Consider the following 12,253-nt stretch of genomic DNA (forward strand, 5'->3'; position numbering starts at 1 on the left):
CGTATGGAGATGCGTCAGCAGATTGGAAAACACCGGTTTATTTTGTACCGCTTCCACTATACTTGAAGATACGCTTAAAGAGAAAATTGTAGATGCCATCAATGTAGCGGTCAGCGGAAAAAACTCTATATGATTGCCGCCAATCGAGAAAAATTCTTGATTGGCGTATTTTTTTAAAATAGTTATTGACATATGTCAGAATAGGGGTATAATATAAGATGTAAATGACATATGTCATTTACGCTGAGTAACAGTTGAAAGGATAATCAATTCATTTAATGGATTGTAAAAATGAGGAGGACTATTATGCCCAGAGGTGACAGAACTGGTCCTTTGGGAATGGGACCATTAACTGGACGGAGGTTAGGTTTTTGTGCAGGTTCCAAAGTGCCCGGTTATTTGAACGCAAGTTACAGACGAGAATTTTGGTTTGGACGACGAGGTTACAGGCGTGCATTCTGGCTTGCTGGAATGATCCCCTGGTGTTTTTATCTAGCTTATCACTTATCTAATCGTAGCAAAATTAAAAGTAAGAGATTATAAGGAAAGGGGGTGACATTATGCCAAGAGGAGACGGAACCGGGCCTATGGGAATGGGTCCTATGACAGGGCGAGGTGCAGGATTTTGCGCAGGTTTTGCCGTTCCGGGTTATGCAAATCCAATCGGTTACGGATTTGGATTCGGACGGGGACGAGGCTTTAGGCGAATGTTTTATGCGACCAGTCTGCCAAGGTGGGCACGCTTTGGTACTCAAAATGCAAATGGGGCGTACTTTGCATCGGATGCTGATGAAAAAGAATTTTTGAAAAGGCAGGCTAAATTTCTTGAAAATCAGCTTGATGATGTAAAAAAGCGTCTCGATGAGTTAGAAGATTAGTCCTGTCGTAATGCGAAAGGCAGGCGATAGCCTGCCTTGTTCGCGTTTTATCTAAAGGGATGGGGTGCATGACTATAAATATAATGGAATATAAAAATGATTGTTTCTATCAGAATCGAGGTGACTAAAAATATGCCGAGACCAATGAAATGGAGAAAAGTATGCTGTTTGCCTGAAAACAGTAAGTTTGGTCCCCTTGACTTAAAGGTGGATGATGAGAATATTGTCAGAATGACAGTTGATGAGTATGAAGCCATAAGGCTTATTGATTTGGAAGGCTTTACGCAAGAGGAATGCGCCAAGCAGATGGATGTTGCACGCACTACTGTTCAAGGCATTTACGCTGAAGCCAGAAAAAAGATTGCCGAGTCTCTGGTTAATGGTAAGGTACTATTGATAGAAGGTGGCGAATACAGGCTATGTGAAGGATTCGGAAATGGGTGCGGACGAGGTTGTCGCAGGCATCGACATGGTTGGCGCTTTGCAGGTAGTGATAGAGGTGACTGATAATGTATTCTGACAAAGTGATAGAACATTTTATGTGCCCTCAAAATGCTTATAGTATGCCGGATGCCGATGCAGAAGGGAGTTTCGGTGATCCTACATGCGGAGATTATCTTACGATTTATATTAAAGTAAAAGACAATCGTATAAGTGAAATAAGCTTTCTTGTGTTTGGTTGCACTGCGGCAATTGCAACATCCAGTATGACGACGGTATTAGCTAAGGGTAAAGCCCTGGATGAAGCATTGGAAATTTCAGAAGAAGATGTCATACATGCCTTAGATGGACTTCCTGAGAACAAGGTTCATTGCTCTAATTTAGGCGTTAGCGCATTACGAAATGCGATCAATAATTATATTAATAGAATGGAGGATTCTCATGAAAATAGCAATTCCGGTAGATGAAAAAAGTTTGGAGTCGAATGTATGTGTATCCTTTGGACGTGCTCCCTATTTTCTAATTTATGATACTGAAACTAAAGAGAGTATATTTCTTGATAATGGTGCAGCAGCAAGTACAGGCGGAGCAGGAATTAAGGCAGCACAAACAATAGTGGATAATAAAGTGAACGCTTTACTTACTCCCCGATGTGGCGAAAACGCAGCTAATGTGCTCAAATCCGCTGATATTAAAATATATAAAACAGCGGGTATTTCCGCTAAAAAAAATATTGATGACTTCATCAGTGGAAAGCTATCCTTACTCGATGAAATTCATCCTGGTTTTCATGGCCATGGAGGGAACTAAAATGAGGATAGCTGTGCTAAGTGGCAAGGGCGGCACAGGAAAAACACTGGTGTCGGTTAATTTAGCTGCGGCTGCAAAAATATCAACGTATATTGACTGTGATGTTGAAGAACCAAATGGCCACCTTTTTTTTAAGCCCGAAAACATTCAGGAAGAAGAAGTACATGTACGAATTCCAAAGGTGGATGGCAAGCTATGCAATGGATGTCGAAAGTGTGTTGACTTTTGCAAGTTTAATGCCCTTGCCTATATAAAAGATAAACTGATTATATTTGAAGATATATGTCACTCTTGTGGAGGTTGTATCTTGCTTTGCCCTGAGAAAGCGTTAACAGAGAAAGAAAAGGTTATTGGCAAGATCCAAAAAGGAGCTTCGGACCAGGTAACAGTATATACAGGAATATTGAACACCGGTGAACCTTCGGGTATACCAATTATAAAAAAGTTGCTTAATGAGAACAAACCTGAAAGGAACAAGACGATATTTATCGACTGCCCTCCCGGAAGTGCCTGTATAGTCATGGAAAGCATTAAGGATGCAGACTACTGTATATTAGTAGCTGAGCCTACATTGTTCGGCGTTCATAACCTTAACATGGTATATGAACTGGTGAAGTTATTTAACAAGCCGTTCGGAGTTGTTCTTAACAAGTGCCTTGATGGTGAAAATCCATCAGAGCAATTCTGCATAGAAAAGAACATAAAAATTATAGGTCGAATTCCATTTGACAGTGCACTCGGTATGCTAAATTCAAATGCAGAAATCGCTGTAAGGAAAAGTGAAAGATACCGGACGATTTTTTCTTTTTTGCTGGAGACTGTGAAAAAGGAGGTGCATCATGAAACAACTTCTAATTCTTAGCGGTAAAGGCGGTACTGGTAAAACTACAATAGCCAGTGCTTTTATCAAGCTTTCAAAGGCTAAGGCTTATGCAGACTGTGATGTAGATGCACCTAACCTGCATCTTATAACAAAGCAAAACTCCCTGCCAAAGAAAACAGACTATTATGGTTTGCCGAAAGCCGAGATAGATATCGAGCTGTGCATAGAGTGCGGACAATGCATGCAAAACTGCCGATTTGAAGCTATATCAGCAGACGGGAAATACAAGGTAGATCCTTTTGCCTGTGAAGGTTGCGGGGTTTGCGAGCTTGTTTGCCCTGTTGAAGCTGTGACTTTAAAACCTGCTGTAGCTGGTGAACTGCTGTTATATACAGATGGAGAAAAAGTATTATCTACAGCGCAGCTAAAAATGGGCAGCGGAACCTCCGGAATGTTGGTTACCGAGGTAAAGAAGCAAATGAAGTCAGCAGCCGCTGATGTGGAGTTTGCCATTATTGACGGATCTCCCGGTATAGGCTGCCCGGTTATAGCGTCTTTGAGCGGTGTTGATATGGTGTTAATTGTGGCCGAGCCATCCATATCCGGAATTAGTGACATGGAGCGGATTATAAATACAGCTGCGAAATTTGGCGTAAAGACGGCGGTATGTATCAATAAGTTTGACACAAATATGCAAAACACAGAAAAGATAGAAAACTTCTGTAAAGGTCAGGGAATTAGCCTTTTGGGTAGAATACCCTTTGATTTGGACGCGGTAAAAGCAATTAATAATGGGCAGACAATTGTTGATATAGTCTGTGCCTCAGGTGCAGCAGTGAAAGTAGTTTTTAGCAAGACAATGGAGCTGCTGTTTGAAGAAGGTGGTGGGCTGAGGTCATGATTATCAAAACATTAGTTGAGAATACAGCGCTATCCAAAAACTTCGGCAGCGAACACGGACTTAGCCTTTATATAGAAGCAAATAGTCACAAAATTCTTTTTGATGTTGGCGCTAGTGAATTATTTCTTGAAAATGCAAAGAAGCTGAATGTAGATATCTCTGAGGTTGATTATCTGATTATTTCGCATGGGCATTATGGCATTATGATCATGGTGGCGGGCTAAGAGCTTTTTTGCGTGAAAACACAAAAGCCGAGATATTCCTACACCGACTGGCATTTGAAAAATACTATGCTTTGCGTTCGAATGATGAACCGGAGTATATTGGTTTGGATGAAGAATTGAAGCAAAACAGGCGAATTGTATTTACATCAGACCGTTTCTTTGTCAGCAAGGGGGTTCAAGTGTTCTCAAATATTACCAGGAAGGAACCTCTACCAAAGTCAAATGACAGTTTGCTTATGAAACAAGACGGCAAAATAGTACAGGATACTTTTGCGCATGAACAAAACCTCATTATAGAGGAGGCAGGAAAGACGCTTTTGGTAACAGGCTGCGCCCATAATGGTATTGTAAATATTCTTGAATACTTCCATGACTTAAAAAGACGTATGCCTAACTATGTGATAGGTGGATTTCATCTTTCCAGCCGTTCTGGCGGAAACGAGGCCCATGAAATGATAGATAGAATTGGTAAATACCTGGTGGATACAAAAGCAAAGTTTTACACATGTCATTGCACTGGTCTGGAGCCTTATAAAAGGCTGAAAACTATTATGGGTGATAGCATCGATTATCTGTCAGCAGGCAGTGAAATACACATATGAATTATTTGATAGTGCAAATCAAGGGAGATGAATGCCTGTGAAAGATATTAATACATTTATTTTTATTTCTGCTTTTGCAATGGGAGCAATGATAGTAAACAGTTTGGGAATCTGGACTCTTTATAAAAATCGCGAATGGGCAGAAAAAATTAAAGACTATTGTATGTGTTTTGCTGCGGGAATACTTATCTCTTCCCCGCTGATAATGACTTTACCTCAAGCTATACAAAAAACCTCCTACGCAGGATTTACTGCGCTCGCAGGATTTTTATTTATGTATTTCAGCAATGAGATCATCAAATACAAAACAAAGCAAAAAGAACTGGCCTTTGGCATAACTGCAATTGAAGGTATCTTAATTCATTCACTTATAGATGGCGTTGTATACACAGTTACTTTTAGTATCAGCACAGTAGTTGGAATTCTTACTGGAGTTGGGTTGGTTGTTCATGAGTTCGCCGAAGGCGTTATAACTTTTTCAATGTTACTTAAAGGTGGATATAGCACAAGGAAAGCTGGGATTTATGCTTTTCTTGCAGCAGCATTAACAACTCCTATCGGTGCCTTTATAGCATATCCAATTGTTCAACATCTTAGTAACAATGTTTTAGGACATATGCTTGGATTTGTTGCTGGTGTTTTAATATACGTTTCGGCATCGCATTTATTGCCTGAAGCAAGGGAATATGAGAAAAAGCACTCTACACTAGCATTTATATTGGGAATTGTTTTCGCACTGCTTATTATGTTTACCGAACACTAAAGTTATTACAGCATAACAACCATGCATGAAAAATATACAGGAAGGAGCTAATATTATGAGCGAAAATTGCAACCAAAGCTGCAGCAGTTGCTCGGAGGACTGCGCAGAAAGAAAAGAGAAGAAAAATGATTTCTCCGTGAAACCACATGAAATGAGCAGCATTAAAAAGGTTATTGGTGTTGTCAGCGGTAAAGGAGGGGTTGGAAAGTCACTGGTAACTTCCATGCTAGCTGTTACCATGAATAGAATGGGGTATCATACCGCTGTTCTGGACGCTGATGTAACCGGGCCTTCTATTCCTAAGGCATTTGGTATCAAGGAAAAAGCCACAGGAAGTGAATTTGGCTTATTCCCAGTTAAAAGTAAGACAGGTATTGATATAATGTCTGTTAATTTGCTTTTAGAGAATGATACCGATCCAGTTGTGTGGAGAGGACCCCTGATCGGAAATATGGTAAAGCAGTTCTGGTCAGATGTTATCTGGAGCGATGTGGATTTTATGTTCATCGATATGCCACCGGGCACCGGCGATGTTCCCCTTACTGTATTTCAATCCATTGCTGTTGATGGGATCATTGTTGTAACCTCGCCTCAGGAGCTTGTATCCATGATTGTATCAAAAGCAGTCAGGATGGCTGAAATGATGAATATTCCTATCGTTGGTTTAGTAGAAAATATGTCCTATTTTAAATGTCCGGATTGCGGTAAGGAACACAAAATTTTCGGCGACAGCCATATTGACGAAATTGCCGAAAAGCATAATTTAAAAGTGCTTGCTAAGCTTCCGGTCAACCCCAAAATTTCTGCCGCCTGTGATAAGGGTATGATAGAACTTTTTGATGGCGATTGGCTTGAACCTGTAGCAAAAGTATTGGAGAAAAACATTGAGGAAGATAATAAATGAGTGCACATTCAGATTTGGCAAGAGAATTGTTTAGAAAAGGCTACAATTGCTCTCAATCTGTTTTTGCTGCTTTTTGTGATGAAACGGGGCTGGACATGGAAACAGCATTAAAAATTGCATCTTCTTTCGGAGGAGGTATGGGTAGGTTGCGGGAAGTATGTGGTGCTGTGACAGGAATGTTTATGGTGGTCGGCATGAAATATGGTTACACAGATCCATCCAGCAAAAATGCGAAAGCAGAACATTATGAGCTAGTTCAAGATTTGGCAAAACAATTTGAAAATGAAAACGGATCAATCATATGCAGGGAACTGTTAGGTATTTCAATTAAGCATGATAAACCTATACCCGAGACCAGAAATGATAATTATTATAAAAAGCGGCCTTGCGCAGAACTTGTTGAGCAAGCTGCAAGGATACTTGATGAATATATTCTAAATAAAGAATGGAGGAGACCAGCTATGATTAAAATTGCTGTAGCAAGTGAAAACGGAATGGTGACTGAGCACTTTGGACATTGCGAAGGGTTTATAATTTTTTACACCGAAAACAACAAAATTGTTAAAAGTGAAACCATCGCTAACCCCGGGCATAAACCTGGATTCTTGCCTAATTTTCTTGCCGATCGTGGAGTAAATGTCATCATCAGTGGTGGTATGGGAGGAGGTGCAGTTGACATTTTTAATGAAAGAAACATTGAGGTTATTGTTGGGGCAAGAGGTGATGCCAAAGCAGCAGTAGAAGCATACCTGCAGGGTTCTCTTAAATCTACTGGTTCTGTTTGCCATGAACATGAGCACCACGATGAATGTGGAGAATGAAACAGGACTTTGAATTATAATTTCCTATACTTTGATTATTACACTGTGCAAATAAAAAGACACCGCTTCAGTACAAAAACTGACAGCGGTATCTTTTTATTTAATCATATATTTACCCGTATAATCAGGCGTTTTTTTGAAGAGATTTTTGTGAAACACGAATATGATAATTCCGATAATGATCAGAACCAATGACAGCGCTTGCGATATTCTAAGTCCCGGGACCAGATAAAGACTATCCGCACGCAATCCTTCAATCCAAAAACGGCCTAATCCATATCCGATAAAGTAAGTTGCCAAAAGCTGACCGCTAAACTTTGTCCTTTTGCGGAAATAAACCAGTACGGCAAATACGCACAAATTCCACATGCTTTCATAGAAAAATGTAGCTTGATGCCATTCTTCCAACTGTTCTATGAATACAGCATAGGGGAAGAATTGAAGATTCGGGTTTGTAACGAGATTGCCGAAGGCCTCCTGGTTCACAAAATTACCCCATCGACCAATTGCCTGCCCTAGAATCAAGCTAGGTACAACCATATCAACAAGCCGGAAGAATGGGAAGTGGTTGCGTTTTGAAAAAATAATCGCAGCAATGATTCCACCGATAACTCCTCCATATATAGCAAGTCCACCTTCCCAAATAGCAATCATCTTTGTAAAGCTTCCGTTATATTGTTCCCATTCAAATACAACGTAATAAATTCGTGCGCAGATGATTGCGATGGGGAGCGCTAAAAAGAGAAAATCAAAGATTATTTCACTTTTAAGGTTCTGTCTTTTAGCTTCACGACAGGCAATCAAAACACCAAGTAAAACCCCGAATGCAATAATAACTCCATACCATGCAATATTTAAGCCATTAATGCCAAATAGGTTTTTTATTAAATATCTATCTATCATACAATCCGCCTTTCTAAAGTATTCATAATGAATATGATTTTGAATTTAAAATATCAGCGTATAGAGGTAACTTTAATAATAGTATCACAATGAGGTATTTACGTAAACCATTTAAACATGTATATTAGAAAGAAAGGCTTGTTGATATGTTCCCGCGAACGACGATTTTTCAAAAAAGACCGAAAAACCCATTGACATGTTCCCGTAAACGTAAGGTTCAAAAAATCAGCCCAAGACATCAATCCAAGCGGCTCGAGCCATTTTGAGACGGTTGTTTTTTTGTCCCACAAAACTTATGATGATTTTATCTGTGTAAAAATAGATTATAATAGGTTATACAGTCGATAGACAGATGATATATCTTTGTTAATATGCTCGTCAAAATAAATGGTATCGGAGGTTGTTATGATAATAAAGTGTATTAAAGGTGATATTACAAAAATCAAAGACGTAGACGCCATTGTGAACGCTGCTAATAATTCGCTCCTTGGCGGAGGCGGTGTGGATGGCGCGATCCATAGAGCGGCAGGGCCGCAGCTTAAGGCAGAGTGTTCGAAGCTGCATGGCTGCATGACCGGAGAAGCCAAAATCACGAAGGGATATAATCTCCCATGCAAGTATGTGATACATACAGTTGGTCCTGTCTGGTACGGCGGCAAAAACAATGAGGAAAAGCTGCTGGCGGAATGTTATCGAAATTCATTAGTGATTGCGATGGAAAACGGTATACGCAGGATTGCATTCCCGTCCATCTCTACAGGGGCTTATCATTATCCGGTTAATCTTGCTGCAAAAACGGCAATATCGACTGTCAAAGATTTTTTAGAGAAGCATCCTGATGCCTTTGATATGGTGATGTGGGTGTTATATGACGACGATACGTACAATTCTTATCATGAGTTAATCTGATTAGACTTTCCACAAGAGTGTGTTTTTCCTCTTCTGTACCCAACGGCAGTAAAGATTTGTGCTTTATTACGCTGGATTACAATATAAAAATGCCCTTGCCTCCCCTGCATGTACAAAGAATAAGAGGGCGATTTCTGAAAACGCCCAAAACCACGTTGTGCGTGGCATTGATGTCAAGTATAGCAATGGAAGATAGATTTATTCTGCAGAAAATATTATAATATATTTAAAGAATGCGGCAGAGTTTGGAGGTATTAAGGCATGGAATATATTAGTGGAAAGTCAATTAAAGCGCTGGCGAATCCTGGAGTTGTTTCAAGGCAGCTGTTGAATTCCGCAAACTCATCAAGTAAAAGAGTTACCATCACAGAAGTTCATTTAGAAGTTGGCGCCAACCAGCCAAGACATACACATGATGCTTCGTAGCAGATATGGTATGCGGTACAAGGTACAGGAAAACTTCTGTTGGCGGATAATAAAGAAAAGGAATTTAGTGCTGGGAATGTTGTCAGATTTGCTGACAAAGAGGTCCATGGGCTGCTAAATGCTGGAGATGTTGAATTTATCTATATTTCAGTTACAGCCCACCAGTTGATTTTAGCTATGCTTATAAAGAAAAAAGATGAATAAAAGACCGCGTTGTATTATATATTTACATATAAACAGGCCTTTTTAAAAGATCACCAACGAACCGATTGACATGTTACCATGTAAAGATGATATAAATAATACTTTTGGGCATAGATTCCATTCATGACGTTGATTGCTAAAGGTATATAATGGGTAGTGTAAAAATGCATAAATAATTGTAAATGACAGAAAAAGAAAAGGGGTAATTCATAATGACTGGGACACAGGACGCATGGTTAGAATTGTTTGTAGTAAGCGGGCTTGGAATTGCAATGTTTATCATAGGAATTTTGATAAGAGTTTTTGCACAAAAAAAGAACAAATCTTGCACTGAAAAAACAACTGGTAAAGTCGTAAAATATAGATTCCCCGGAGAGGGCAGAATGTATCCGGTCTTGGAGTTCTTTGTAAACGGCAAGTGTTATCGGGCAAAGAAAAGATTTACAGGCATAAAAACTTTTAGTGCAACCGTCCCGATGAAAGGCGATGCGTGGGAAGACGAAAAAGGATGGCTGCATGTGAAAACCGGCCCGATAATTAATGTGCGTAAGATGGCAGAAAGCCTTTGGCCAATTGGAAGCGAGATGAATGTATATTATAACCCAAAAAATCCTAAGAAGAACTATGTAGACAGGCCAACTGACGACAAACTTACATTTATTCTATTCGTCATCTTCGGGTTAGTTTTGACAGTATGTGGTGTACTGATGTTTTTCCTCATGCTGCATGATATGTAGACATGTGGTGTATTGAGCAGAAAGCCAGAGTAAAAAGGGATTGTTTCTTGCAAACCAAAAAGAAACAACACAAAAACTGCAAGAAACATAATATATATAATTTATAATAGCGAGTTAAACAGGGGCTTTTGCAAATATTCGCAAAAGCCCCTGTTTAACTCTATGATGGGTTCATTTCTATGAATAAGTATTAGTAGTATGTCAAGATTAATAAGCAGGTTGACTTTTACCTTTGGCTGTTTTATAATAATGGTATGAAAATCATGAAATGTGCAACGAGGTGGCTCATGTATGAAAGGACCTAATAATAAATACGCATGGACAGCAACAGTGGGACAAAAAGGACAGATCGTCATTCCGAAAGAGGCTAGGGAGATGTTTAATATAAAACCTGGCGATACTCTTATTTTGCTTGGCGACAAACAATTGGGTATAGCAATTCCACCTAAATATACGCTCGATTCCCTATTTCAACATATTTTTGGAGGTAAAAAGGAATGAGTATTGCAGAAATAAGAAACCTCAATAAACACTATCCGGCTTTTCATCTCAAGGATATTTCTTTCAACCTTGAAAAAGGCAGAATTGCTGGCTTTATCGGAAGAAACGGTGCCGGAAAGACTACTACAATCAAGTCCATGTTGAATTTGGTTCATCCCGACTCTGGGGAAATTGAATACTTTGGACTTACTCTGCAAGGCAATGAAGCTAAAATAAAGCAGCGAATTGGCTATTCCAACGGTGCGGTAAATTATTATCCGAAGAAAAAGTTGAAAGATATTATTGCCGTGACGAAAACTTTCTATTCCAATTGGGATGACGCAGCGTGTATGGAGTATCTCAAGCTCTTTAACCTGGATATAAACAAAACCCCTTCGGAACTTTCAGAAGGCATGAAAGTTAAAGTTAATCTGCTTCTGGCGCTCTCACATCGGGCGGAAATCTTAATTCTTGATGAACCAACCAGTGGATTGGACCCTTTTTCAAGGGACGAATTGCTGGACATATTTCTTATGCTTAAAGAACGCGGAACAGCAATCCTTTTTTCAACTCATATTACATCGGACTTAGAAAAATGTGCGGATGATATCCTTTATATCCATGATGGAAAACTGATTGCAGTTTCCCCGAAAAACGAATTCAGGGAAAAGTTTGGACAGGCCAGAGAGACGCTGGAAGAAACTATGCTCCGGTTAGAAAGGAGATTTATGAGATGAATAAGCTTATAAGAAAAGAACTCAGGCTCAGCGCATCACTTTTATCCTATTTGTTCATTGCCTTTGGCTTAATGACTCTTCTTCCCAGATATCCAATCCTTGTGGGTGCGTTCTTTGTAAGTTTCGGTATTTTTCAATCGTTTCAGACCGCAAGAGAGGCTAATGATATTATATATTCGGCACTTCTTCCCATATCGAAAGCTGATATTGTTAAGGGCAAATTTATCTTCAGTATTTTTATTGAAATGTGCGGCTTTGCTGTTATGGTTATCATGACTGTTCTTCGCATGACGATATTTGCAGATTCTGTTGTATACAGGTCTAATGTTTTAATGAATGCGAACCTCATTTTTTTGGGCTTTGTACTGCTGATTTTCGGATGTTTCAATGCTATCTTTATTTGTGGTTTTTTTAAAACTGCTTACTACTACGGGAAGCCTTTCGTTTTTTATATAATTGTTGCTTTTATTATTATCAGTATAGCTGAAACGCTGCACCATATCCCCGGATTGGAAGCTGTCAACGCATTCGGATTTACAAATATGTCACTTCAGCTTTCAGGTCTAATTGCCGGAGCTGTGTTATATGTATTATTGACATTTATAGCATTCAAAAAATCAATAAAGAGGTTTGAGGTAATTGATCTGTAAGCCGAAAAATCCATTGACATGTTCCAAAGAACGCTCACGG

At 39.4% G+C, this 12,253-nt stretch carries 20 protein-coding genes and 1 pseudogene; 20 read left to right on the top strand and 1 reads right to left on the bottom strand.

Going from position 1 to position 12,253, the window contains the following annotated elements; genetic code table 11:
- Positions 1-306 precede the first annotated feature (306 nt).
- The 13 genes and pseudogenes from V6C21_RS09805 (at position 307) to V6C21_RS09865 (ending at position 7,167) form a co-directional block, all read left to right on the top strand.
- Positions 307-543 carry a DUF5320 domain-containing protein gene (locus V6C21_RS09805; RefSeq protein WP_065820959.1) on the top strand — a complete coding sequence of 79 codons (237 nt, stop codon included), beginning with the start codon at positions 307-309 and terminating at the stop codon, positions 541-543.
- A 17-nt stretch (positions 544-560) separates the two neighbouring features.
- Positions 561-878 carry a DUF5320 domain-containing protein gene (locus tag V6C21_RS09810; RefSeq protein ID WP_479268928.1) on the top strand — a complete coding sequence of 106 codons (318 nt, stop codon included), beginning with the start codon at positions 561-563 and terminating at the stop codon, positions 876-878.
- Positions 879-1,010: 132 nt separating this feature from the next.
- Positions 1,011-1,385 carry a DUF134 domain-containing protein gene (locus V6C21_RS09815; RefSeq protein WP_065820957.1) on the top strand — a complete coding sequence of 125 codons (375 nt, stop codon included), beginning with the start codon at positions 1,011-1,013 and terminating at the stop codon, positions 1,383-1,385.
- A 2-nt stretch (positions 1,386-1,387) separates the two neighbouring features.
- On the top strand, positions 1,388-1,786 hold the full coding sequence (locus V6C21_RS09820) for an iron-sulfur cluster assembly scaffold protein (RefSeq protein WP_132029535.1): 399 nt from the start codon (positions 1,388-1,390) through the stop codon (positions 1,784-1,786).
- Complete coding sequence (locus V6C21_RS09825; RefSeq protein WP_118475165.1) at positions 1,761-2,129, top strand: NifB/NifX family molybdenum-iron cluster-binding protein; 369 nt, start codon at positions 1,761-1,763, stop codon at positions 2,127-2,129. Before V6C21_RS09820 ends, V6C21_RS09825 begins: the two co-directional genes overlap by 26 nt.
- Before the next feature lies 1 nt (position 2,130).
- Positions 2,131-2,991, top strand: a complete 861-nt coding sequence (locus V6C21_RS09830; protein WP_132029537.1) for a nucleotide-binding protein — start codon at positions 2,131-2,133, stop codon at positions 2,989-2,991.
- Positions 2,969-3,853 carry an ATP-binding protein gene (locus V6C21_RS09835; protein ID WP_479268929.1) on the top strand — a complete coding sequence of 295 codons (885 nt, stop codon included), beginning with the start codon at positions 2,969-2,971 and terminating at the stop codon, positions 3,851-3,853. Before V6C21_RS09830 ends, V6C21_RS09835 begins: the two co-directional genes overlap by 23 nt.
- The gene (locus tag V6C21_RS09840) at positions 3,850-4,077 is read left to right on the top strand and encodes an MBL fold metallo-hydrolase (RefSeq protein ID WP_479268930.1); all 228 of its coding nucleotides are present in this window, start codon (positions 3,850-3,852) and stop codon (positions 4,075-4,077) included. The genes V6C21_RS09835 and V6C21_RS09840 overlap by 4 nt, the downstream gene beginning before the upstream one ends.
- An 8-nt stretch (positions 4,078-4,085) precedes the next feature.
- Complete coding sequence (locus V6C21_RS09845; RefSeq protein ID WP_479268931.1) at positions 4,086-4,679, top strand: MBL fold metallo-hydrolase; 594 nt, start codon at positions 4,086-4,088, stop codon at positions 4,677-4,679.
- A gap of 37 nt (positions 4,680-4,716) precedes the next feature.
- Positions 4,717-5,442: a ZIP family metal transporter gene (locus tag V6C21_RS09850; protein WP_199485871.1), complete on the top strand. Its 726-nt coding sequence runs from the start codon at positions 4,717-4,719 to the stop codon at positions 5,440-5,442.
- A 55-nt stretch (positions 5,443-5,497) separates the two neighbouring features.
- Positions 5,498-6,346: an Mrp/NBP35 family ATP-binding protein gene (locus V6C21_RS09855; protein ID WP_065820950.1), complete on the top strand. Its 849-nt coding sequence runs from the start codon at positions 5,498-5,500 to the stop codon at positions 6,344-6,346.
- Positions 6,343-6,765: pseudogene (locus tag V6C21_RS09860) on the top strand (C-GCAxxG-C-C family protein); the annotation flags it as partial. The gene V6C21_RS09855 and the pseudogene V6C21_RS09860, both read left to right, overlap by 4 nt.
- A gap of 42 nt (positions 6,766-6,807) precedes the next feature.
- A complete protein-coding gene (locus V6C21_RS09865; RefSeq protein ID WP_074365529.1) occupies positions 6,808-7,167 on the top strand; it encodes a NifB/NifX family molybdenum-iron cluster-binding protein in 360 nt (119 codons plus the stop codon).
- A 96-nt stretch (positions 7,168-7,263) separates the two neighbouring features.
- Here the strand turns inward: V6C21_RS09865 and lgt are convergent, their stop codons facing one another.
- The gene (gene lgt / locus V6C21_RS09870; protein ID WP_074365490.1) at positions 7,264-8,070 is read right to left on the bottom strand and encodes a prolipoprotein diacylglyceryl transferase; all 807 of its coding nucleotides are present in this window, start codon (positions 8,068-8,070) and stop codon (positions 7,264-7,266) included.
- Positions 8,071-8,475: 405 nt separating this feature from the next.
- Here lgt and V6C21_RS09875 point away from each other — a divergent pair, with 405 nt between their 5' ends.
- From V6C21_RS09875 to V6C21_RS09905, 7 genes are all read left to right on the top strand, one after another.
- Positions 8,476-8,979 (top strand): O-acetyl-ADP-ribose deacetylase, encoded by a 504-nt coding sequence (locus V6C21_RS09875; RefSeq protein ID WP_479268932.1) that lies wholly within the window; start codon positions 8,476-8,478, stop codon positions 8,977-8,979.
- Positions 8,980-9,240: 261 nt separating this feature from the next.
- Positions 9,241-9,405, top strand: a complete 165-nt coding sequence (locus V6C21_RS09880) for a hypothetical protein (RefSeq protein WP_479268933.1) — start codon at positions 9,241-9,243, stop codon at positions 9,403-9,405.
- 39 nt (positions 9,406-9,444) lie between these two features.
- Positions 9,445-9,609, top strand: a complete 165-nt coding sequence (locus V6C21_RS09885; protein ID WP_479268934.1) for a cupin domain-containing protein — start codon at positions 9,445-9,447, stop codon at positions 9,607-9,609.
- A 212-nt stretch (positions 9,610-9,821) separates the two neighbouring features.
- Entirely contained in the window at positions 9,822-10,346 is a 525-nt protein-coding gene (locus V6C21_RS09890) for a DUF3592 domain-containing protein (RefSeq protein ID WP_479268935.1), read from the top strand.
- 291 nt (positions 10,347-10,637) lie between these two features.
- Positions 10,638-10,847: an AbrB/MazE/SpoVT family DNA-binding domain-containing protein gene (locus tag V6C21_RS09895; RefSeq protein WP_479268936.1), complete on the top strand. Its 210-nt coding sequence runs from the start codon at positions 10,638-10,640 to the stop codon at positions 10,845-10,847.
- Positions 10,844-11,563: an ABC transporter ATP-binding protein gene (locus V6C21_RS09900; protein WP_479268937.1), complete on the top strand. Its 720-nt coding sequence runs from the start codon at positions 10,844-10,846 to the stop codon at positions 11,561-11,563. Before V6C21_RS09895 ends, V6C21_RS09900 begins: the two co-directional genes overlap by 4 nt.
- Entirely contained in the window at positions 11,560-12,213 is a 654-nt protein-coding gene (locus V6C21_RS09905; RefSeq protein ID WP_479268938.1) for an ABC-2 transporter permease, read from the top strand. Before V6C21_RS09900 ends, V6C21_RS09905 begins: the two co-directional genes overlap by 4 nt.
- Positions 12,214-12,253 lie beyond the last annotated feature (40 nt).

Source organism: [Clostridium] cellulosi (genome assembly GCF_036762875.1).
Classification (GTDB): Bacteria; Bacillota; Clostridia; order Oscillospirales; family Ethanoligenentaceae; genus Ruminiclostridium_D; species Ruminiclostridium_D cellulosi.

Excerpts from the sequence above, each read along its gene's own strand:
- lgt (WP_074365490.1), bottom strand. The coding sequence starts at position 8,070 with ATGATAGATAGATATTTAATAAAAAACCTATTTGGCATTAATGGCTTA.
- V6C21_RS09900 (WP_479268937.1), top strand. The coding sequence starts at position 10,844 with ATGAGTATTGCAGAAATAAGAAACCTCAATAAACACTATCCGGCTTTT.
- V6C21_RS09865 (WP_074365529.1), top strand. The coding sequence starts at position 6,808 with ATGATTAAAATTGCTGTAGCAAGTGAAAACGGAATGGTGACTGAGCAC.
- V6C21_RS09840 (WP_479268930.1), top strand. The coding sequence starts at position 3,850 with ATGATTATCAAAACATTAGTTGAGAATACAGCGCTATCCAAAAACTTC.
- V6C21_RS09880 (WP_479268933.1), top strand. The coding sequence starts at position 9,241 with ATGGAATATATTAGTGGAAAGTCAATTAAAGCGCTGGCGAATCCTGGA.
- V6C21_RS09875 (WP_479268932.1), top strand. The coding sequence starts at position 8,476 with ATGATAATAAAGTGTATTAAAGGTGATATTACAAAAATCAAAGACGTA.
- V6C21_RS09895 (WP_479268936.1), top strand. The coding sequence starts at position 10,638 with ATGAAAGGACCTAATAATAAATACGCATGGACAGCAACAGTGGGACAA.
- V6C21_RS09805 (WP_065820959.1), top strand. The coding sequence starts at position 307 with ATGCCCAGAGGTGACAGAACTGGTCCTTTGGGAATGGGACCATTAACT.
- V6C21_RS09890 (WP_479268935.1), top strand. The coding sequence starts at position 9,822 with ATGACTGGGACACAGGACGCATGGTTAGAATTGTTTGTAGTAAGCGGG.
- V6C21_RS09820 (WP_132029535.1), top strand. The coding sequence starts at position 1,388 with ATGTATTCTGACAAAGTGATAGAACATTTTATGTGCCCTCAAAATGCT.
- V6C21_RS09905 (WP_479268938.1), top strand. The coding sequence starts at position 11,560 with ATGAATAAGCTTATAAGAAAAGAACTCAGGCTCAGCGCATCACTTTTA.
- V6C21_RS09835 (WP_479268929.1), top strand. The coding sequence starts at position 2,969 with ATGAAACAACTTCTAATTCTTAGCGGTAAAGGCGGTACTGGTAAAACT.
- V6C21_RS09855 (WP_065820950.1), top strand. The coding sequence starts at position 5,498 with ATGAGCGAAAATTGCAACCAAAGCTGCAGCAGTTGCTCGGAGGACTGC.
- V6C21_RS09810 (WP_479268928.1), top strand. The coding sequence starts at position 561 with ATGCCAAGAGGAGACGGAACCGGGCCTATGGGAATGGGTCCTATGACA.
- V6C21_RS09830 (WP_132029537.1), top strand. The coding sequence starts at position 2,131 with ATGAGGATAGCTGTGCTAAGTGGCAAGGGCGGCACAGGAAAAACACTG.
- V6C21_RS09815 (WP_065820957.1), top strand. The coding sequence starts at position 1,011 with ATGCCGAGACCAATGAAATGGAGAAAAGTATGCTGTTTGCCTGAAAAC.
- V6C21_RS09825 (WP_118475165.1), top strand. The coding sequence starts at position 1,761 with ATGAAAATAGCAATTCCGGTAGATGAAAAAAGTTTGGAGTCGAATGTA.